The organism is Halodesulfovibrio oceani subsp. galateae, from assembly GCF_055397225.1.
Genome location: NZ_AP042453.1, coordinates 523,359 through 542,701 on the forward strand (window position 1 = coordinate 523,359; position 19,343 = coordinate 542,701).

Sequence of the window (19,343 nt, forward strand, 5' to 3'; positions counted from 1 at the left end):
AAATATAAAAATGAAAAGGTAAAAAATGCGTACTTCACAGATTGAATTGAAATATCCAGTTACTGTTGATGGTCATGAATATTCCACTCTCACTATGCGTGCTCCTAAAGTACGTGACCAGATTGTAGCGCAGAAAGCAGCCGGTAAAGAGGATATGGAACTGACCTTGTTTTCGAATTTGTGCGAAATTTCAAAATCTGTACTCGAAGAACTTGAAATCGCGGATTATAACCAGCTTCACGTGGCTTATAGCGATTTTTTGTCCTAACGCCTGAGCTGGCGCGAAATTATGTGCTGTACCTTACGCGTTATACAGGGTGGGGATACAATGAATTAATGGACATGTCGTGCGAGGAACTTGCCATGTGGGTACATGAGGTAGGGAGGCTGAATGACAGCTAATGAAGAGGTTGTAATGGTTGAAATTGGGGGCGCAATTGCGCCCTCATTTGATTCTGTGGTGCAGACTGTAAAGGGTAAACTATCAACGGTTGGTACTTATTATAGTAAGTTAAAAGAACAACAGGAGAAGCTGAGCGCAATTAAGGGCAACAAGAGTGTTCAGCAGCTCGGTAAGGCTTTTGCTTCATCAGCTAACAATGCCAAAACTTTTACTAGTGGAATCGGCTTTGCCATTAATATGGGGAAGAAGCTTGCAAGCGTAAATGCCATTACTGCTGGGCAGGCGAGTTTGGCTAAGTCGCTGGGAGTTTCAGCTAAAGGGCTTGAGACGTGGGAAGGTGTGGCTCAGGAGGCTGGGCTTAAGGCTGGCAGTGTTGGTAAGTTCATGAACGAGATGAGCAATAAAATTGGCAAATCTAAACAGCTAGGTAATGGGAAGCCTTTTGGCGGTGCGCTCGAAAAGATGGGGTTGTCATTTAAAGACATAGAAAAAATGTCGCCAGAACAGAAGTTTAAAACAATAACTTCCGCACTTAAAAAACTGGATGACGCAGATCTAGCAAAGTCCCTTGGGAAACAGGTTTTTGGTGGTGATTCCAGTCAGTTTGTTGGTCATATTCGAACCCTTAGCGGGAGTATGGATGAGATCTACAATAAGCAGGCAAAGCAAAGCTTACTCACTGAAGAAGGTCGCCAAGGCGCAGAGAAATATTCAGAGGCTATGGGCGGGATAGGAACTGTGGTTTCCTCTGCTTCTGCAGAATTCTCCGGCCTTATTGGCGGAGCGCTTGCGCCGTATGTTAAAACGTTGGCTCCTAAAATTGGTGCGCTTTTTAATGAGCATAGAGATGACATTAAAAAATTTGGTAAGATGCTCGGCGAGGCTTTGCCAAAAATTGGCGAGTTTGCATTTACTCTTTTAAAAGTATTAACCTCTGTTGGTAGTACTGTTCTTAGTGTCATTGATGCAGTCGGCGGTTTTGGAACCGTTGCAGCTATCGTAGGTGCTGTTATGACCGCGAAATTTGCATTTTCCGGTTACCAAATGGCGAATTCGTTGTGGGGTATTGGTAAGGCCCTTGCCCCGCTGGTTTCTGGAGCCCTTCCTTATCTTTCGTCGATGTTTATGGCAGTAGGCACAACAATTTCTTCAATTGCGTCTACTGCTTTTCCAGCTCTTATCGCTGGGATTAAAGCCGTAGGGCTTGCAGTAATGTCTAACCCGATTACCGCAATTATTGGTTTGGCTGTTCTGGCTGTAGGGCGGTTAATTTATGCTTGGGATGATCTAAAAAAATCGTTTAAAGAAGGTGGAATTTTAGGCGCGGCTGCAACCTTTTTTGGGATCGGGGGAGATGACGAAGAGGAAAATAAAAAAACTCCAGTTAAGTCCAAACCGACGTTAGCGAGAGGTGAAGTACCAGATGTAGTTGGGCGAAAGTCAAGCGAATCAAATGAGTCTCAAGTGGCTGTCGGTATTCAGTCACCTAGAGTAAAAGCTGTTACCCAAAAAACACCTTTGTCTAAGCCTGAGCTGATTTCTTCTGGAAGCACGAATCAAGGCGCATTAAGACGAAAGCAAGGTGAATTCGATAAGCCTTCAGGGGCTGCCAATATTGAGTTGCCTAGAATAGGGGCTACTACCCCAAAAACTCCTTTGTCTAAGCTTGAATTGGTTTCATCTGGAAGCACGAATCAAGACGCATTAAGACGACAGCAAGGAGAATTCAATAAGTCTTCAGGTCCTGCCAATATTGAGTTACCTAGAGTAGGAACTACTACCCAAAAAACACACTTGTCTAAGCCTAACTTGACGTCTTCGGTAGGTACGCAGCCAGACGTATGGAGGCGACAGCAAGATGAATCATGTCATGGAAATAACGCGTACACAGGTGGGGATGCTACACAGACTGTGAATGTTCGATCTTTACCACTGATGCCATCTCCCTCTTCAAACTTCGTCCAGTCTAGACAGAATATTGATAATCGCAATATTACTATCAACGTACATGCAACAGAGGGACAGAGCCCTAAAGAAATAGCGCAGGAGACGTTCGTGGTTCTAAATAATGATGCTGGAGTGCTGTATGATGCATGCTAACAGGCCAAGTACTACGAAACCAACGGATATTGAGAAATTTAATAGGCCAATTATCGTTGAGCCAACGGCGATGATGAAGCTAGGCGATTTTGTGTTTTCTTTAAATACTGCGGCGTTTCAGAGCATGAGCCGTTCAAGTTCTTATAACTGGGCAGAACAGGCTCGGATAGGTACTAATCCATGTTTACAATTTACTGGTGTGGGTGCTGAGACAATCAGTTTACCGGGTATTATTTTACCGACATTTAAAGGGGGTCTAAAACAGGTAGTAGAAATGCGCGCTCTTGCGGGGCATGGAAAACCACTTCAATTGATGGATGGATTTGGAGACCTGAAAGGGTTTTGGTGCATCACATCCATAAAAGAGAAAGCAAGTGATTTTTTAGCGGGAGGGTACCCCCAGAAAATAGAGTTTACATTGGAACTTAAATATTATGGGGAAAAAGCATGAGTGTAATGTATCGAACGAAGCAAGCCGATGTGCTGGATGCGGTTGTTTTCAAATATTACGATGGACAGCCTGGAGCACTTGAACAGGTACTGGACGCAAATAAAGGAATCGCTGACCATGGTGCGATTTTACCTGCAGGGGTAGAGGTTGATCTTCCAGAATTGCCTAAGCCAACCGTAAAAGAGAGCGTGCGGCTATGGTAGTAGGATACGCTCTTGATTATGAAATAAAGGCAAATGGTAAAGATATTACCAAACTGCTTCAAGAACATAGCGCAAAAATTACGGTTACTGATGCTGCTGGGTATGAATCTGATAAATTAAGTATCCAACTGAATGATCCGGGAATTGCAATGCCCGCTACTGGTGCAGAGTTGACCGTGCGGCTGGGTGAGAAGGATCACCTGTGTTTTATGGGGAAGTATATTGTAGATGAAGTGGCGTTAAGCTTTCCTCCGGATAGCATGGCTATTTCAGCTAACTCTGCTCCATTTGAAAACAGTACGTCTGGTTTTTCTCCCTTGCAGTCTCAAAAATCACGATCATTTTCTGCGGGGACAATAAATGCTCTTGTTTGTGCAATCGCAAGTGAACATGGGCTTGAGCCGGCCGTTGCTCCCAGTTTAGCTCAGATGTTATTGCCGCATATTGATCAAATAGATGAATCTGATATGCACTTGCTCACTCGGATAGCGAAAGAGCACGATGCCATTTCAAAGGCAAACGGTGGTAAATTATTGTTTGTTGAGCGAGGCAAAGGAAGGAACACGCGTGGAGAAAAAATGCCTGTAATGACAATTACAAAGCAGCAAGTAACGAGTGGGTCTGCTAAGCTGTCTCTACGCGGAGTGTTTAAAAAAGTTATAGCAACATATCGGGATATCGCAACAGCTAAAGATGTTGAAGTAACGGCTGAGGATATGGAAGTAACGGCTAAGAATAAAGAACCTGTCTTCCGTATTAAAGGTGTATACGCCAATAAGCAAGCCGCACTAATGGCCGCAGAGAAGCGTTTAAATTTTTATAAAAGAGGTAGGTGGACGCTCTCTCTTTCTCTTCCCTTAAGTCCTGACTTGGTGGCAGAGTCGAAAGTTATCCTGAAGCAATTTCGTACTGGAATTGACGGGGAATGGATCATCACCAAAGCAACGCACACAATGAGTAATAGTGGCGCTGTAACAAGTGTTGAGGGGGAAGTGGTGCTGAAGTAAGCAAGGCATCAAGTTAACTGGGTTGAAATGATGGGCAAGGTTTGTAAAATTGCTGTTAGTATAAAACAGGCGCCCGCGTATTTCTACGTAGGTGCCTGTTCTTGCATGCGCTGAAGGGTGATTTGAACTCTTACAGTTGTAAGCTGATGGAGTTTGAATTTTGCTTCTGGATTTTTAATTGAGTTTTTTTGAGTGGTTCCATAATTGCGCTATGTTGGCTGGTGCAGTTTATTAGGGAGGCTTTATACTGACTAAATGCTTGTTAGCCTGCGTATAAAGAATAACATTACTAACTATTCCCTACTTATAGGGCTGCTTTTGTAGTATCGTAATCATCCAAAGTACCTGACTACTTTGGATATTGTTTGTCTCAACAATCGATGCGCCAGCAGGAGCCGTGTATGAAAGCGGGTTTTTATAATGTCGTTTTGGCCTTGTTTTTACTTCTAATGCCAGTTGCTGCACTTCAGTCGCAGGCCAAGCTTGTGGAGTATAACCTTACTATCGCACAGCAGAAAGTAAGCATAACAGGAACTCCTATAGAGTCCGTTACTGTAAACGGGCAGATCCCCGGCCCCACCTTGCATTTCACCGAAGGCGATATTGCGCGAATCCACGTTCATAACACAATGGATACTCCCTCTTCCGTCCATTGGCATGGCATGCTTGTTCCCCCTGATATGGACGGGGTGCCATATGTAAGCTTCCCGCCTATTAAACCGCATACCACCTTTACGTATGAATATCCCATTAGACAACATGGAACATACTGGTACCACTCGCATACCGGCTTTCAGGAACAGCGCGGATTGTACGGTGCGATAGTTGTACATCCTCTTGCTGATACGCCGGTTGCAGACCGTGACGAAGTTATTGTGCTTTCTGATTGGACAGACACTTCACCTGGTTTTGTGTACCGCTGGCTTAAACGGGGAAGTGATGCTCCTTCATTACAAAAAGGTGCATCTCAAAGCATTATTGGAGCGGCAAGCCTTGGCATGTTGGGTGATTACTTCATGCGTGAACTGCGTAGAATGCCGGATATTGATATTGCAGATATTGCGTACGATCGTTTTCTAGCCAACGGCATGCCTCAGTCGCACCTGCCTGCCAAAGCAGGGGAAACCATCCGTCTTCGGATTATCAATGGTTCTGCAAGCACTTTTTTCCTGTTGGAGTTTGCCGGTGGACCAATGACGATCATCTCTGCGGATGGCCAACGTGTGGAACCTGTTGATGAAAATAGATTTCTCATATGCGTTGCAGAAACATATGACATCGTTATTAAGGTGCCTGAGGATGGAATGTATGAATTTCGTGCCACAGCACAGGACGGTTCCGCACATGCTTCAGTATGGATAGGAGAAGGTTGCTTGCATGCGGCGAAGAATATCCCGAAGGCAAATTTGTATTTTCAGATGGGCGAACTCTCTTGGGGACAGGTTTTCGCAATTGCCCCTAATGATGTTATGGGGCTGACCGATGCCCGTGTTGCTGCAGGAGACTTTGATGTCCCCGGTAGACTGATGCATTCTAAGAAAATGGCATCGCTGAAGCATAAAAAAACTATGAGCCCTGAAATGTCATTATCCAGCAAAGCAGACTCATCCTCAATGCCCACAGTTCTACCACCTGCCTCGCAGAAGGTCAGAACAGAAAGCTCTATTCAACACACTGTTAAAACGGCAAGAGATGATACCAATCTTGCATATCCTGTCCCGAACTCTCCGAGCGGAAAACGTTTTGCTTGGGATTTTGGATTACTTGCTTCAGATGTAGCTTCTTCAACCCCGCTGATTGTTGATGGAAGCTCACCGGAGCGCCCTTGGCCTCCATATAGCAAACTTCGTTCCCTACAGAACACTGCATTTTCCTCAGACAAACCTGTACGACAAATTCGTCTTACACTCGATGGAGACATGGAGAGATACGTATGGATGATCAACGGCGAAGTATTGTCAGAGAGCGATTCTATTAAGATTAAAAAAGGCGAAGTTGTGCGCTTTATCATGATTAATAGAACAATGATGCACCACCCGATGCATCTGCATGGCCATTTTTTTAGAGTAATAAATGGATATGGAGATTGTGCGCCGTTGAAACACACTGTAGATGTCGCGCCACTAAGCACAACGGTTATAGAGTTTGATGCAAATGAATTTGGAGACTGGTTCTTCCATTGTCATCTGCTCTATCATCTAGAAGCCGGTATGGCCCGTGTGGTTCATTATGAAGGGTTCGAACTGTATCCTGCTCTTGCAGAGGTGCGTCCTGATCTCTACGACGAAAAATGGACTGCCTTTGGTGAAGCAAATATTTTAAGCAATACCACTGAGGGTTTTGTGGAGGTAAGTTCATCCCGACATATTTTTATGGCGACATGGGAAGTAGGCTGGCAGCTAATTGATTATGTGGAATCTGAGTTTGTGGGTACATACGATTATTACGTAAATCGTTTTTTCTCGCCATTTGCGGGGGGCGATATGTTTCTTAATAATACAGACACAGAGGTTGGTCGAGGGGTGTTAGGTATTCGCTACCTACTGCCGTTTAATATAGACTCGCGTACATGGGTTGATTCAGAAGGTGGAGCACGCTGTACCTTAGAAAAAACTCTCCAGTTTACTCCGCGCTTTTCCATAAAGGGGGAAGCTCAGTTTGATACACATGATTACTGGGAAGGAATTATTGGCGCATACTACATCATCTCGGATCAATTTTCTCTTATGGCACAATGGCACTCAGATTATGGATGGGGCGGTGGTTTTCAGCTTCAGTTTTAACAAGTTGATTTTTCCCTTCTAAGTATGTTGATGAAATTAAATGCTGATTACATGGCTGTGAGGGAATCCTTACAGCCATATTTATGTATGTGATCTGATGTCGTTATATTTGAATTCAAATGGGAACATGCTGTATTCATATATGGATGGACTTATGAATTAATTTTTTTAGCTTATTAAGCTATGACGCGCTGTTAAGGAATGTCTTAAATATAAGATTATTACAGGTTGCAGTATTAGCAGTCTGAATCGCCACCAATGCATTTAATATCCTGATATTAAAGTTAAATATTTTCTATTTTGAATTTTCGATACAGCACTTGTCAGTTGTCGTGTCTCCTTGAAGTTATATATATAACTGAAGAGTATCCACGAAACTAGGGTTGTTCAAGTATGAGGTGGGACTGAACCGTGAGCTTGAACGATTTTTAAATTTTCACGTTTTTCCCAACATCGCATCCTTAAACGCAACGCGCCCCAAACGCCCCCTATGAGTTGGGAGGCTGGAAAGAATCTATGTGGTTTGGATCGATAAATTGGAGCTACTAACTGCCCTTTAGACCTTCCTGCGAGGTCTTGGAGAGGGGGGTAACGGGGGAAGTTATTCCATAGAACGCAAAAAAGGGATTACGACCCGTCATAGTGACAGTACGTAACCCCTTGAATATGCACATGGTACCGAGAGGGAGACTTGAACTCCCACAGCTGTAAAGCCGGCGGATTTTGAATACAGTTTTGGGCACGGTTGTGGTGTCTTCATTTTTCCTACTCCAATAATAACGGATAGTTGACCTGTTTTTGTGTTCCGAGAAATCATCTTGACCGTTTTCAAACCCGTACCTATACCGTACCAATGAGCAAGTATATCAAAGTTCCAAATGTTCGTGGCCTTCAGTACAGAGAGCATGCCACTCGAAAGCATAGCGGAAGACCTGATAGGTACTTCGTTGTGCGTTGGTATCGTGACGGCAAAGAGCGGTCCGAGGCTATCGGCTGGGCTTCTGAGGGATGGAATGTTGCTACGATCAGTGGCGTTCTTGGTGAGCTGCAGCAGAACTACAGACGTGGTGTTAAGCCCACGACTCTCACTGAGGCACGAGAACTTGAAGACTTGCGCATACAGACCGAAGCCGTTGAGTACGCAAAGGCTCAGGCGGGTCGGTTGACCTTCAGACAATTCTTTAATGATCACTATGTGCCAAAGGCGCAGAAGCGTAAGCGTACTTGGCGTGATGATGTCCTGCGCGCAGAGAAGCGCATCCATCCGAGCATCGGTGATCTGCCTCTCGATATGATTAAGCCAGACCGCATAGAGCGCCTTCGTGATGAACTGTACGAAGATGGCCTTAGTGACGGCACTGTAAAGCATGTGCTTGCTGTTATCCGCAGGGTGTTCAACGTGGCAGCAATGACGTCCATAGAGGGGATTCCGGTGTTTACTGGTGAATCGCCAATGGCGCGTGTTGAGATGCCTGTTGTTACGAACAGACGTGAACGCTTTTTGACGTATGATGAAGCTGATCTGGTGCTCGGTACTTGCCTTACCCGTTGTGAGAACACAAAGAATGCTATGCATGCTCAAGGTTGGCAGGACGTTCATGACAGCATTGTGCTTGCCTTGTACGCAGGGCTGCGCCTTGGTGAAGTCCAACGCCTCCAGTGGGCAGACGTAAATTTCTTTGCCGGCATGATTACTATCAAGAACGAAAGAGATAGAAAGCCTGGCGGTTCTGTTCCGATGAATTCTATTGTCCGTGAAATGCTTACGCGCCGCAATAAGCAGCGCGATAAGCGGCAGAAGCTCGTTGTTCCGCCTATGTGGGGTGAGGTAAAAGATATTTCGCATACGTTCTCCGAACTGGTAAACGAATTGGGTTTGAACGACGACGCTACAAGTAATCTGCAGCGGATAGTGTTCCATAGCTTGCGCCATACGTTTGCGAGCTGGATGGCAATGAACGGGGTAGATTTAAATCGCATTCGTAAGTTGATGCGCCACAAGACGCTAACGATGACGCAACGCTATGCACACTTATTACCGGACGCTACGCAAGATGCTGTAGAAGCATTATGCCGCCTTAGATCGGGCGAGGAGTAGCTTGTTATCGATTCGTTTGATTCCGAAGTAACGGATAGCCCATTCTACAAGAATACGAGTTTCGTATAAAACATCTCGGCCACCTTTGATCATAGAGCGCGGGCCGTTGCCGGCAGTCTCTGCATTTGCCAGTGTCTTGCTTCCAAACCAGCCACCAAGAAACACATCAACTCTTTTCCGTGCAATGTAGTTCGGCAAGCCATCAATCATGTGTTCTAAAAATGCTTTTTCTTCCTCAGTAAGATCTCTGTCCCAATCGATTCTTTTCATGATTCTCTCCACGAATGTTTGAGGTTACGCCGTATAAGGCGATAAAATTTGAAATGTGATGTGTAGCTTAGGCTGCTTCCCACCATGCAAATGGATCACGGTTCGGGTCTGCCGGCTGCTCCTCAACGTAGAACGGCAAACTGTGCGGATTGTGATTGCATAGGGTAGAGACGTCAGAGTCTGACTTGACGTTTGAGATAGGGAGGTGGGTGCAGTTCCCGCGCTTAACAAGCGGCATGCCTAGCGGGTGGTGAAAGTCACCATTGACGAATTTTTTATAGCAGGTGCGGCAAAGGCTATAGCCGGCAGCAATACGGAGCTTGTCGCAGTTACAACATCTGATTTTTTCTTTTACGCTTTGTGCCATATAGATAACGTCCTTTGCTCTTTCCGGAGCGGCTAGAGTGTCCTGTATATGCGCTAGGCGGCCTTGAGTTGTCGTGTCGTTACTGGTGTTTTTTGCATGAAGGGGTGCGACATAAGATAATGATGAAGCTTAGTGTCAGCCCTGAAGCCAGTCCAAGAATTGCCCATTGAAATGGGTCAAGCTGCGGGATCATGGTGCCCACCACCGTGAACTCGTTTTGCCAGCGCTCTGCGTTCTGCAGGTGTTAGGCAGTCAGCCGCCAGCGCTTTGCGTCGTAACGGGATAACGGCGTGGCCGTTAAGCTTCAGCTTGTCGCGGTGGCGATTATCAATCAGTGAGATCATGCGGTAGAGGTTGCTAATGTTCAGTCTATCTTCTGCAGTAATGCCTTCCTGTTTCGACAAAACTTCAACAGAATTTCGGACGCATTCCAGTTTACGGCGGATAATAACTGAGGGATTCATCATGCAGCTTGCTCCTGTTTTTGTAGGGCCATGCCGATGTACCAATATGTACCTTGCTTAACTCGTTCAAAACGGATCACCATTTCTGTCCCAAAAGCACGCTGGGTAGGGATAGACGTTACTTGCTTTTTTTCGCACCAAGTAACGAACGCCTGATACAGGTCTTTAGCCTGAAGCTTGCGATCATCTGTGGTCAGTTCAAGGCATTCGGCAATAAATTTTTCTACAAGTTCCCCAACAAAGGTGTGGCTTGTTGGCGTGCTGGCTTCGCTACTGATAATGCGTCCCCACATGGCGTCGTAGGCTTCAACAACTGCGGTTACGCCTTCTTCACCGTGCATTTGCACGGCCTTTTTCATAATGCTCATTCTTTGTTTGATGATGTTTTCCATTCTGCTACTCCTGTACCGCGCGCATGGCGGCGACTAGTTCACGAAAGCGGGACAAAACATCGTAAGCTTCGCGGATAATGCGTTTGCTTTCCGGCTTATCGATACTTCCATCACCTTTGAGTGCTTCGTTTATTACCTTGTTCACGTCTCCAACTTCCTTGCTGATTTCACTAAGCAGTTGCAGCAGCTCAAGCTGTGTAAGCTTTGGCGCGCGGTCGTGCCGCCCTAAACGTAATTCGTTGGTGTTTACCCTTAGCCAGTCTAAAAGGATGTCGTTACCAAGAACCATGCACAGTTGCGGGACTGAAGGCATGGTGGGGAAATAGTTGTCCTCTGCATTGAAAATGCGGCTTGTCTTGCTGGTGCTCCAGCCCATTGTATTGCCTACGTCTTCACGGCAGAGTTTGCTTTCGCCAAGGGCAAGGTCTAGGGCGCTGGCGAAGGTAAGATGCTGTAGATTATTCATGTGTACTTTCTCCAGAAAATGACACGTTGGCACTTAGCGTAACTATTTGGCACCATTGCTTACATCGTTACGCAGGACAGGTGGCTGGATGGTTATGCGGCCTGTCCCAAAGTATTTGGGTCTGTTTCTTCGAGTGGTGGTGTTTTAGGCTTTCTGCCTGGAGCAACATCACGGGCAGGGGGGAGCAGCACATCAGGGATGCCGGCTGCGAGGAGTTGATTGTGCCGCCATGTGGGGATGGATTCATTGAGCAGCATACGGCGAGCAGAAGCGGGGGCAACGCCAATAGATTTGGCAATATTTGAAAACGTAATGTTTTTGCGCTTCATATACACTTCAAGCTTTTCAGCGCGAGTTAAATCCGATATTAATTCAGGAATTAAGGTTAAATGTGACATCATTTTCCCTCGTTTCGGTTTAGGTGTTTTTGTTTATTGGTGTTTTTTTTGTCTCGTGAAAACGAATATTGTAAAATAATGAATACTTGTCAACAAAGTTTGACACAATTTTGAATAAAATTATGAGTAAAAAAACGTTTCGAGATAGATTGCGTAGAATAATCAATGAGTTGGGTTTGAATGATTCAGAGTTTGCAAGCGCTGGAAATATTTCGCGAGCAACGTTGTCTGGCTATTTCAACACTGACCGTCTTCCGAAACAAGATACGTTGTCATTATGGGTAGATAAGTTTCAACTTGATGCTAATTGGCTTTTGACTGGGAAGGGTGACATTTTCTTAAATCAAGACGTTGATGCACCTGATGTCAAAAAATGCAAACAGTCGTCAAATAATGAAGAGGGTGTTGAAGGCTCAAGCGGATTTATTGATCCGATTGCTGAGCGAATAAAAACTACAACAGACGTGCTTGAGCGGTCAGGCGCATCTCCTGAGTTTATTCAGCAAGCTATTATGAAAATTTTAGACTCACAGAACGAGCCACACACTCAGGCAGAAGAGACTCTTAGTACTCCGGCTTTCGCGAACGATCGCGGTCGGAGTATAAAACAACCGTAGAATTTAATAGATGTCCATGCCCACGCGCCCGCTGCAAATTAGGGAGGGCTAGGTGCTGTAGGTGGAGACAGTAGACTTGCCTATTCAATAGGGAAGGGAGGACGACATGAGCGGTATCCAAACTATTGAAAGTGTCTTGGAAGAATTCAAGAGTGCACATTACCTTGCATCAAGCGTATATGTTGACCCTATAGTTTCTGTGCCCCATGTGCTTCAGCATATGTTCCCTCTTTCCGGAAAAAATTTGCTGAATGATGCCGCAACCAGACTGGCATCCGAAGGGATGTGGGCATCGAGTTTAGTGCAAGATTTTATTCTTGAAGAAAAACCACGCCACCGGAAAAGATATATCCGTAGCAGCTATCAGCCTGCCCAAATATTACACGCTGCTGTGGTTGAGGGAAGTTCGAAGATTAATCTGACGGTTCCTGTTGTGAGACTTTTTGGCCCTTCAACACAGAATGGCTATACGCATTGGGGACAACTCTTTTTTCGCTGTCCTGTTTGTGGAGATATACATCACTATTCTGCTCGTGAAGGCTTTGGCGAGGGGGATAGGATGAAAATATCTGGCTGTAATGAAAGCGGACTGGATCTTTATGTCAGTCTGCAAGAAGTACGAGACGTGTCACTGGTAGGTCATTTACCAGAGCGTTTGCGTAATGAGATAGTGATTCCTTTAGAATAGGGATGTCACTAGAATAGCCAGAAAATAGTATTTCATAGCTGTTATAATTTTTTTTAACAGCTTAGTTAGTGGTTGATTACTTACATTATTATCTTAACCTATTGGATTTAGGGGGAATTAAAGTGAAGTATTTATCTGTTATTGAGCCAACTGATGAGCAGTTGAAATTAATTTCTAACCCACCACAAGGGGTCGAAGTTATTAGGGGGGCTGCTGGAAGTGGGAAAACAACAACCGCACTTCATCGTTTAAAAACGGCAGTTGGGCGATTTGCAAATAGAAACAGAAGGCAGGGGATAACTAGTCCTGTAGAAGTTTTAGTTTTAACTTTTAATAGAACTTTGAAGGGGTATGTTTCTGAAATAGTTGAAGACCAAACTAAACGGATTCAAACCCTTGGGACTGCAAATGTTAATATTACAGTGAACACTTTTTCTCACTGGGCAAAAGAGTTAATTGAAGCACGGCATGGTGTTCAGAATATTTTTGATGATGATAATCGAAGAGCGAGAATTGAAGAGCTTGGAGCTTCTTTGGGATATTCATCATCATTTCTTAAAGACGAAGTTGAATATTTGCTTGGTAGATTTTTACCAGAGCAGTTTGAAGATTATATTGAAATTAGACGAGACGGAAGAGGGGCTTCGCCTCGAGTTGATAAAACAGACCGCAGAAAAATACTGGATAACGTAATATATCCTTATACTAAATTAAAAAAAGAAAAAAAAGTTGTGGATTGGAATGACATGGCAATTCTCTTAGCTAAAGAGAATTTTCATCAATACGACATCGTTATTGTGGATGAAACTCAAGATTTTTCTGCAAATCAATTACGTGCAATAGCCAATCACTTAGCAGAACAGCACTCGTTAACCTTTATCGTAGACACAGCACAACGAATTTATGCTCGAGGTTTTACTTGGTTAGAAGCTGGTTACACTGTACGGCCTCAAGATACGAATGTTCTTTCCCAAAATTATAGAAACACAAAAGAAATTGCTGGACTGGCTCGTGGAGTACTTGAAGGACTTCAACCAGATCAAGATACAGCACTCCCTTTAGTTGAAAATTGTCGTGAATCTGGCATCATTCCTCGAGTGCTTGTTGGATTTTATAATGATCAAGTTTCTTATGCACTCGATTTTATTAAGAGAAATGTTGATTTGTCTGAAGAGACCGTCGCGTTTTTACATCCTGTGGGGTGGTTTAAATATTTGGAAGGGGAACTAAATAAGGCAAGACTGCCTTATGTTCGAATGACACGGAGGCCTGCATGGCCGACTGGAAGTGAAAATATTGCATTGTCTACTCTTGCTTCTGCAAAGGGATTAGAATTTGACTATGTTTTTATTATTGGCCTAGCTCAAGAAAATTTTGAGCACGGTGATGAGCATGACGACGACCTATTAGTGAAATTTAGAAAATTATTAGCAATGGGCATTGGTCGAGCAAGAAAGGATGTCATTCTTGGTTATAAAGAAAGTGACAGGCCTGCATTAATAGATTTTTTGGACGACACACTTTATGAAGAGGTAAAGTTTTAATGCCATCAACATTAATCGCGCAAAGGAAGATTGAAGAGGTTTTGCATTTCACAAGGCACAGTGGCCTTACCGGTATTGTTGCTTCAGGAAAAAGTCTTTCTCGTATTCAGTTGCCTGAAGAGGAACGCTTAGAATTTATTTATGAATATAATGCCGATCGCGTTCTTGATCCTGAATGGGCAGATTACGTGAATATGTCGATTTCAAGAATCAACATTGATTTTTTTAATAAGGCTAGGAACTGGCATCCAGATGATACTTGGTATATTTTGTCATATCGTCCTGAAATATTAACACATGAAGGTGTGTTCTTTTCGACAACAAATAATATTTATTCAGGTGTTAGGCGAGTTGCTGGACTTGCTGGGTTGCAAGCGTTATTTAACGATTCTGTACATCAATATCAAACTCGCTATGCTCGGCGTTATGATGAGATGCCTTCTCATTACCCGACCTGTAGGCAAGCTGAAGTTTTATATCCACGAGAACTTTCAAATGACTATTTACAACGTATTTATGTACAAAAAGAAGAAGATACTGATCAAACAAGTCAAATTTTTGCAGGTCTTAATTGTTCTTTTGAGGTCGTTGTAGATCATACTATGTTTGAGTAGGGATAAATATGAATAAAGAGTGCTCACAAATTGTTAACTCTGCACTTTGGGCGGCGTATGGTGATGCTTTAGGCTTTATGACAGAGTTAGCTTCGCAAAGAATCCTTCGTATTCGAACTGGTAAGAAGTTTCTTAGTACAACTCAGGCATGGAGTCGAAAAATTGGTGGCAAGTTCGGGGTAACTCTTGAATTGCCTGCTGGTTGCTACTCAGATGACACGCAGTTGCGCCTAGCAACGTCACGCTCCATTGGAGCTGATGGTTTTTTTGATGTTGAAGCATTTTCTAAGATTGAATTACCAGTATGGCAAAGCTATGCCTTAGGTGCAGGGATTGGGTCAAAATACGCAGCATCAGAGCTTTCAAAAAAAACTACAAGCTGGTTTAACAACTTTTTTTCAGGAAAACGTCAATATGTAAATTGCGGCGGAAATGGCGCAGCTATGCGCGTCCAGCCTCATATATGGGCCACTGCACATAAGCAGAATCCAAAAAAATATTTACTTGATGTTTTTCGCAATTCAATATGCACACATGGGCATCCTCGGGGTATTGTTGGGGCAATGCTTTATTCCATGTGTTTGTCATATACATTAATGGATGACCAAATACCTTCCCCAAGAATTTGGCGCGAAGCACTTGCCTTTATTGCTGATAACTTAAGATTGCTTCACGAAGACCATGAAGTCGGAATGTATTGGATTCCCGCTTGGGAAAGAGCTACCAGTTCTTCTTTTGAAAGCGCAATTTTGGATACCCTTGATGAACTTGAGGGCTATATCGAAATCTACGAACAACTTTGCCGTACTTCATCAATGTCTATCTATTCTTCGCTGGCAAATGAGATAGGTGGCTACAAAGCAGAGTCAAGAGGGTCGGGAACGGTCACTGTAATTTTGGCTCTTGCTGCGGCTCATGACCTTCAACAGGAAAGTCCTCGAAAACAACTTGTTGAAATATGCAATACTTTGGGCACTGATACAGACACGATAGGAACTATGGCAGGAGCACTTATTGGTGGTGTGTCAAAAAATATATTCACTGAACAAGTTGTTGATCAAGAGTATATTACAAGTGAAGCATTGAGAATGTATGATATCTCAACAGGAAAACAAACTGATTCTTTTTGTTATCCGGATCTTTTTGAGTGGACGCCTCCAAAAGCTCAAGCAGATTACATAGTAAAGCAAGACGACAAAATGTTACTTCTTGGGCTTGGAGTTCTTGAAGATTTGAAACCTGTCGCAGAACAAGGTGCTTTTATTTGGGGATGGGGTACAACAAGTTTTGGGCAAAAGGTCTTATTAAAGTTTCGCCATGAAGGAAAAATGACAGCGATTCGCAATGAAGTTGTTCATGGTTATTCTGATTCATTAATTAAAGTTGCAGAGGCACCTCCTAAAAGTAAAAAAGTACAACAGTTGGAGATCGCTGATTACGTTGCAATGGTTTCAGAAAGCAATTTTTCTTCACAGAAGATTGGTGATATTATTAAAGAAATGTCTTATTCAGATCGGCCATATGAGGAGTTAATCTCCTTTACGAGTATTATCGCATATCGTTTGCGTTCTGAAAATAAAGAGTGGTAGTAATTTCAATTTGTTAGTTTAATAAATATTAATGCTTTCATGAATACCGCCGTCTTCTTTCCAATAGAATGCGGCGGTATTTTTTATAGATAGTCTTTGGCGACCCATTATGCAAAAAATAATGCCTTAAAGAGTATAGCCTTAACTAGACTGCAACATTATCTGTAACACAAAGTTAAATTCATCCTCGTTCTGTAATACCACACCTTATCCACCTCCAGTCATCGCCTACGATGCTGATAAGGCATTAGTGAGAGATTGCTACATCAATCGGGGGACGCTTAACTTGACCAGCAGTGGCTTAGTTTGCGTTTGCTTTAAGAAGGTCTCTCAATCCGTAAAGGTCAGCAGGATCATCCAGCTTATGAATCATTCTGTGGCAGTTGGAACAAAGTACAGCAAAGTCTTTTATCGGGTCGTACTGAACAGACATGTTTGCTTCCAAGGTGGAGAGGGGGATAAGGTGATGCGCTTCAATAAATTCTTCACCAATGGAACCATAGATATTGGTGAAGGACATTCCGCATGCTTCGCAGCAATACCCCTTGTGGCGCTTAACTTCTTTGATGAGCTTTGAATTTCGGTCGACCTTTCGGTGAAGCGAGTACTGTTTCTTTTCAAGGTGAGGAGCAGCTACCTCAAGCTCTTTCTCGTCTTCCTTTTGATCTTCAGCAAGTGCCTTTTCAATAGATTTGAAACTCGGTTGTACTAACTCTACTTGGTAGGTGGCGGGGGTTATTTTGATCAATCGCATTTTGCCATTGGATTTGTTTTTTCGCGGAAAGAAAGAATGGAGACAATCTTTAAAATCAGAAAGCCAAGACAAGCGAGTTCTTTCTTTAGGGTCAGGAGCAAAATGTGCTGAGTATGCCTTGTTGTTATAGTTAAGAGTAACAGCGACGTTTCCTTTTTCAGGTGAGTAATCAAAAAAGGAAACTATTTCTTTAGGTATACCCGTTCCATTGTGTTCAAAAGCAGAGTGATCAAGTTTTTTTTCGGCCACAGCATCCGACAGAATTGTCCATGAATGAGACGTGATAGGGTAGCCTGACAATTTTTCTTTGATGTAATTGAATACTTCTTCCCTTATGTCTGGGCGCTTAGATGCGTACCACATGGGACTTTGCCCATAACCACCTTCTTCGTCGTGGTAAGTTGGAATTACAAAAGTTCGTTCGGCTGGGGAGAGGAGCTTTGTGTCGCTGATAGCCGCCTTAACGCTGTAGTTCCAGATGGCGTCAGCATCACCTTGTGGGAAAACAGGGAAGTCCTGCTTTGAGTTGTAGACAGTGGCATTTTGGTACCATCCAACAATACACGTTTGATTCGTTGTTGGGTTTCTAGCCATCCAGACAACAAGTACACCATCTACGCTTTCATCTTTTCGAGTTGCACCTAAGTTGGTGATGTTTGGGAAACGGTGCCCCGGCAAATAGCCGTAGCGATATCCCTCAATAGGGTGAAAGTTGTAGCATTCAAAGCCGGTTTTGTTCTTCTTTAAATGTGCGTGGTTGCCTATTGTTCCAGATTCTTCTGGTCCTTTATAGTTAGTCATCCAGCCAATATTAATGAAAAGCATATTAGGCAGCATAGCAATCCTTTCGAGTAAGCAGCTTAGTATTTTTGAATTGTGAAAATGTGTATAAATCTAATAAAAATAAAATGCTACTCATGCAATCTCTGCTGCATGGTTGCCCCATTATTTCGAAGGGGAACAATAAAAAAGCCCGTTCAATTGAACGGGCTTTTTTAGCATTAATTCATCCATCGTTTCCCTCGCTCCGTAATCACATAACGCCTTTTGCCGCGATCGTCGCATGCAATGCGGATGTAGTCTTTAGCAAGTAAGGACTCTACAGAGAGCGGAGGCATTCCTTTGCTTACATTTAATTGCATAAGAATGAGCGTGCGGCTTTGCTGCACAAGCTTAGACATGGCTAACACGCGGGGTGGTGTCCAATATCGCCCTTGTTCAAAGGTAAGAGCAATTTCATCTTCCCCATTCTGAGGAAAACCTTTGCGGACGGTAACACCTTTATCTCGAAGGTACTTTATTGGGTCGTATAAAAATGGGCGCTTCATAGGTTGTATGATAGCGCAGGAAAGAACACAGCGCTGCACTTGGTGGAGTGCAACGTGAAATTATTTCAATACTCGCACATAACCTCTTGACCTAATAGTAAAAGTACATATCTATCCGCTGAAGTTGTTATACATAGAATTAGGAGAGTTATGACTGGTAGCGAACAGTTCGAAATTAAAATAAAATTTGATGAATATGGGGAAGCTGGGTTCGTAGATAAGTATGAAGAAAGCTGGTGCTATGAAGAGAATGGAAAAGACAAGTTGCAAGTACTACTTAAGGATGGTCGTTCGTTAGAGATTGATTTACCCACGACTTTAAGCAGGGTGACTTTGGAATTTGTTTGTGAAGTATTGGCTGAAGGTGATGAGTTAGAATATAATATAGGGTTCTTGGCCAATGTATGAATATCTATTTTTAATGCCCCTGATGACAGGGGCATTTGTTTATGAAGCATCCTTAAGCACAATGCCTTCGTTGTTATCTGTAAAATACTCCTCCCCGCCATAATGAACAGCCAAGAAAAAGTGAACTGCCATCAGTGCTCGAGCTGGTAGAAGCCATTTACTCTTTTGGGTGCATAGAAAGATCATGTTGGCCAAAAAATAGAGATCGGCTTTCTGCTTATCTTCTCCCTCCTGGTACATCCAATCGTGAATGTTACAAGCCTCGGCAATGCATGCGCCTAGAAGATGTTCCGGAACAAGTTTTCCGATTAATCCGTCAGGGCCGCAGCCGTTGCAGATTCGATTTTTAAGTTCGTTTGAAGCTTCTAAGTAGGTAGTAGGTGCGAGTAGTTTCATTGG

At 43.5% G+C, this 19,343-nt stretch carries 22 protein-coding genes; 13 read left to right on the forward strand and 9 right to left on the reverse strand.

Translation table 11 applies throughout. From position 1 onward, the window contains the following. The first annotated feature begins 25 nt into the window (after positions 1-25). The 7 genes from ACZ5V1_RS02255 to ACZ5V1_RS02285 all read left to right on the forward strand — a co-directional run bounded on the left by ACZ5V1_RS02255 (position 26) and on the right by ACZ5V1_RS02285 (position 9,045). Positions 26-268 (forward strand): phage tail assembly protein, encoded by a 243-nt coding sequence (locus ACZ5V1_RS02255; protein ID WP_160714210.1) that lies wholly within the window; start codon positions 26-28, stop codon positions 266-268. 123 nt (positions 269-391) lie between these two features. Further along, entirely contained in the window at positions 392-2,503 is a 2,112-nt protein-coding gene (locus tag ACZ5V1_RS02260; RefSeq protein ID WP_464390414.1) for a phage tail tape measure protein, read from the forward strand. Next, positions 2,490-2,954: a phage tail protein gene (locus tag ACZ5V1_RS02265; protein WP_464390415.1), complete on the forward strand. Its 465-nt coding sequence runs from the start codon at positions 2,490-2,492 to the stop codon at positions 2,952-2,954. The genes ACZ5V1_RS02260 and ACZ5V1_RS02265 overlap by 14 nt, the downstream gene beginning before the upstream one ends. Then, the gene (locus ACZ5V1_RS02270) at positions 2,951-3,157 is read left to right on the forward strand and encodes a tail protein X (protein ID WP_464390416.1); all 207 of its coding nucleotides are present in this window, start codon (positions 2,951-2,953) and stop codon (positions 3,155-3,157) included. Before ACZ5V1_RS02265 ends, ACZ5V1_RS02270 begins: the two co-directional genes overlap by 4 nt. Further along, complete coding sequence (locus tag ACZ5V1_RS02275; RefSeq protein ID WP_464390417.1) at positions 3,151-4,164, forward strand: contractile injection system protein, VgrG/Pvc8 family; 1,014 nt, start codon at positions 3,151-3,153, stop codon at positions 4,162-4,164. The genes ACZ5V1_RS02270 and ACZ5V1_RS02275 overlap by 7 nt, the downstream gene beginning before the upstream one ends. A gap of 401 nt (positions 4,165-4,565) precedes the next feature. Further along, the gene (locus ACZ5V1_RS02280; protein ID WP_464390418.1) at positions 4,566-6,947 is read left to right on the forward strand and encodes a multicopper oxidase domain-containing protein; all 2,382 of its coding nucleotides are present in this window, start codon (positions 4,566-4,568) and stop codon (positions 6,945-6,947) included. Positions 6,948-7,896: 949 nt separating this feature from the next. Further along, on the forward strand, positions 7,897-9,045 hold the full coding sequence (locus tag ACZ5V1_RS02285; protein ID WP_464390419.1) for a tyrosine-type recombinase/integrase: 1,149 nt from the start codon (positions 7,897-7,899) through the stop codon (positions 9,043-9,045). Here the strand turns inward: ACZ5V1_RS02285 and ACZ5V1_RS02290 are convergent. The 6 genes from ACZ5V1_RS02290 to ACZ5V1_RS02315 form a co-directional block, all read right to left on the reverse strand. After that, complete coding sequence (locus tag ACZ5V1_RS02290) at positions 9,016-9,315, reverse strand: hypothetical protein (RefSeq protein ID WP_160717068.1); 300 nt, start codon at positions 9,313-9,315, stop codon at positions 9,016-9,018. The two genes, ACZ5V1_RS02285 and ACZ5V1_RS02290, sit on opposite strands and share 30 nt — an antisense overlap. A gap of 67 nt (positions 9,316-9,382) precedes the next feature. Further along, positions 9,383-9,682, reverse strand: coding sequence for a hypothetical protein (locus tag ACZ5V1_RS02295; protein ID WP_464390420.1), 300 nt, complete (start codon positions 9,680-9,682; stop codon positions 9,383-9,385). A gap of 176 nt (positions 9,683-9,858) precedes the next feature. Beyond that, on the reverse strand, positions 9,859-10,149 hold the full coding sequence (locus tag ACZ5V1_RS02300; RefSeq protein WP_464390421.1) for a hypothetical protein: 291 nt from the start codon (positions 10,147-10,149) through the stop codon (positions 9,859-9,861). Then, positions 10,146-10,538, reverse strand: a complete 393-nt coding sequence (locus ACZ5V1_RS02305; protein ID WP_464390422.1) for a primase-like DNA-binding domain-containing protein — start codon at positions 10,536-10,538, stop codon at positions 10,146-10,148. The genes ACZ5V1_RS02300 and ACZ5V1_RS02305 overlap by 4 nt, the downstream gene beginning before the upstream one ends. Before the next feature lie 4 nt (positions 10,539-10,542). Continuing rightward, complete coding sequence (locus ACZ5V1_RS02310; protein ID WP_464390423.1) at positions 10,543-11,004, reverse strand: phage regulatory CII family protein; 462 nt, start codon at positions 11,002-11,004, stop codon at positions 10,543-10,545. A 92-nt stretch (positions 11,005-11,096) separates the two neighbouring features. Beyond that, complete coding sequence (locus ACZ5V1_RS02315) at positions 11,097-11,405, reverse strand: hypothetical protein (RefSeq protein ID WP_464390424.1); 309 nt, start codon at positions 11,403-11,405, stop codon at positions 11,097-11,099. Between the two features lie 173 nt (positions 11,406-11,578). Between ACZ5V1_RS02315 and ACZ5V1_RS02320 the strand changes: the two genes are divergently transcribed. From ACZ5V1_RS02320 to ACZ5V1_RS02340, 5 genes are all read left to right on the forward strand, one after another. Then, positions 11,579-12,019: a helix-turn-helix domain-containing protein gene (locus tag ACZ5V1_RS02320; protein WP_464390425.1), complete on the forward strand. Its 441-nt coding sequence runs from the start codon at positions 11,579-11,581 to the stop codon at positions 12,017-12,019. A 106-nt stretch (positions 12,020-12,125) separates the two neighbouring features. Next, on the forward strand, positions 12,126-12,707 hold the full coding sequence (locus ACZ5V1_RS02325) for a hypothetical protein (protein ID WP_464390426.1): 582 nt from the start codon (positions 12,126-12,128) through the stop codon (positions 12,705-12,707). 122 nt (positions 12,708-12,829) lie between these two features. Next, positions 12,830-14,251: a UvrD-helicase domain-containing protein gene (locus ACZ5V1_RS02330; protein WP_464390427.1), complete on the forward strand. Its 1,422-nt coding sequence runs from the start codon at positions 12,830-12,832 to the stop codon at positions 14,249-14,251. Beyond that, positions 14,251-14,865 carry a DarT ssDNA thymidine ADP-ribosyltransferase family protein gene (locus tag ACZ5V1_RS02335; RefSeq protein WP_464390428.1) on the forward strand — a complete coding sequence of 205 codons (615 nt, stop codon included), beginning with the start codon at positions 14,251-14,253 and terminating at the stop codon, positions 14,863-14,865. Before ACZ5V1_RS02330 ends, ACZ5V1_RS02335 begins: the two co-directional genes overlap by 1 nt. An 8-nt stretch (positions 14,866-14,873) precedes the next feature. Beyond that, the gene (locus ACZ5V1_RS02340; protein WP_464390429.1) at positions 14,874-16,454 is read left to right on the forward strand and encodes an ADP-ribosylglycohydrolase family protein; all 1,581 of its coding nucleotides are present in this window, start codon (positions 14,874-14,876) and stop codon (positions 16,452-16,454) included. Between the two features lie 301 nt (positions 16,455-16,755). Here ACZ5V1_RS02340 and ACZ5V1_RS02345 read toward each other — a convergent pair whose 3' ends face one another. After that, positions 16,756-18,045 (reverse strand): HNH endonuclease, encoded by a 1,290-nt coding sequence (locus tag ACZ5V1_RS02345; protein ID WP_464390430.1) that lies wholly within the window; start codon positions 18,043-18,045, stop codon positions 16,756-16,758. Positions 18,046-18,209: 164 nt separating this feature from the next. Further along, positions 18,210-18,536, reverse strand: a complete 327-nt coding sequence (locus ACZ5V1_RS02350; RefSeq protein WP_464390431.1) for a hypothetical protein — start codon at positions 18,534-18,536, stop codon at positions 18,210-18,212. A gap of 150 nt (positions 18,537-18,686) precedes the next feature. On the opposite strand from ACZ5V1_RS02350, the gene ACZ5V1_RS02355 reads away from it, so the two are divergent. Then, positions 18,687-18,944 (forward strand): hypothetical protein, encoded by a 258-nt coding sequence (locus ACZ5V1_RS02355; protein WP_464390432.1) that lies wholly within the window; start codon positions 18,687-18,689, stop codon positions 18,942-18,944. Positions 18,945-18,983: 39 nt separating this feature from the next. Here ACZ5V1_RS02355 and ACZ5V1_RS02360 read toward each other — a convergent pair whose 3' ends face one another. Further along, entirely contained in the window at positions 18,984-19,340 is a 357-nt protein-coding gene (locus ACZ5V1_RS02360) for a hypothetical protein (protein ID WP_464390433.1), read from the reverse strand. Between the last annotated feature and the right edge of the window lie 3 nt (positions 19,341-19,343).

Coding starts and splice junctions, on each gene's coding strand:
- ACZ5V1_RS02270 (WP_464390416.1), top strand. CDS start 2,951: ATGAGTGTAATGTATCGAACGAAGCAAGCCGATGTGCTGGATGCGGTT.
- ACZ5V1_RS02340 (WP_464390429.1), top strand. CDS start 14,874: ATGAATAAAGAGTGCTCACAAATTGTTAACTCTGCACTTTGGGCGGCG.
- ACZ5V1_RS02280 (WP_464390418.1), top strand. CDS start 4,566: ATGAAAGCGGGTTTTTATAATGTCGTTTTGGCCTTGTTTTTACTTCTA.
- ACZ5V1_RS02345 (WP_464390430.1), bottom strand. CDS start 18,045: ATGCTGCCTAATATGCTTTTCATTAATATTGGCTGGATGACTAACTAT.
- ACZ5V1_RS02315 (WP_464390424.1), bottom strand. CDS start 11,405: ATGATGTCACATTTAACCTTAATTCCTGAATTAATATCGGATTTAACT.
- ACZ5V1_RS02255 (WP_160714210.1), top strand. CDS start 26: ATGCGTACTTCACAGATTGAATTGAAATATCCAGTTACTGTTGATGGT.
- ACZ5V1_RS02305 (WP_464390422.1), bottom strand. CDS start 10,538: ATGGAAAACATCATCAAACAAAGAATGAGCATTATGAAAAAGGCCGTG.
- ACZ5V1_RS02325 (WP_464390426.1), top strand. CDS start 12,126: ATGAGCGGTATCCAAACTATTGAAAGTGTCTTGGAAGAATTCAAGAGT.
- ACZ5V1_RS02295 (WP_464390420.1), bottom strand. CDS start 9,682: ATGGCACAAAGCGTAAAAGAAAAAATCAGATGTTGTAACTGCGACAAG.
- ACZ5V1_RS02360 (WP_464390433.1), bottom strand. CDS start 19,340: ATGAAACTACTCGCACCTACTACCTACTTAGAAGCTTCAAACGAACTT.
- ACZ5V1_RS02290 (WP_160717068.1), bottom strand. CDS start 9,315: ATGAAAAGAATCGATTGGGACAGAGATCTTACTGAGGAAGAAAAAGCA.
- ACZ5V1_RS02350 (WP_464390431.1), bottom strand. CDS start 18,536: ATGAAGCGCCCATTTTTATACGACCCAATAAAGTACCTTCGAGATAAA.
- ACZ5V1_RS02275 (WP_464390417.1), top strand. CDS start 3,151: ATGGTAGTAGGATACGCTCTTGATTATGAAATAAAGGCAAATGGTAAA.
- ACZ5V1_RS02310 (WP_464390423.1), bottom strand. CDS start 11,004: ATGAATAATCTACAGCATCTTACCTTCGCCAGCGCCCTAGACCTTGCC.
- ACZ5V1_RS02260 (WP_464390414.1), top strand. CDS start 392: ATGACAGCTAATGAAGAGGTTGTAATGGTTGAAATTGGGGGCGCAATT.
- ACZ5V1_RS02300 (WP_464390421.1), bottom strand. CDS start 10,149: ATGATGAATCCCTCAGTTATTATCCGCCGTAAACTGGAATGCGTCCGA.
- ACZ5V1_RS02335 (WP_464390428.1), top strand. CDS start 14,251: ATGCCATCAACATTAATCGCGCAAAGGAAGATTGAAGAGGTTTTGCAT.
- ACZ5V1_RS02265 (WP_464390415.1), top strand. CDS start 2,490: ATGATGCATGCTAACAGGCCAAGTACTACGAAACCAACGGATATTGAG.
- ACZ5V1_RS02355 (WP_464390432.1), top strand. CDS start 18,687: ATGACTGGTAGCGAACAGTTCGAAATTAAAATAAAATTTGATGAATAT.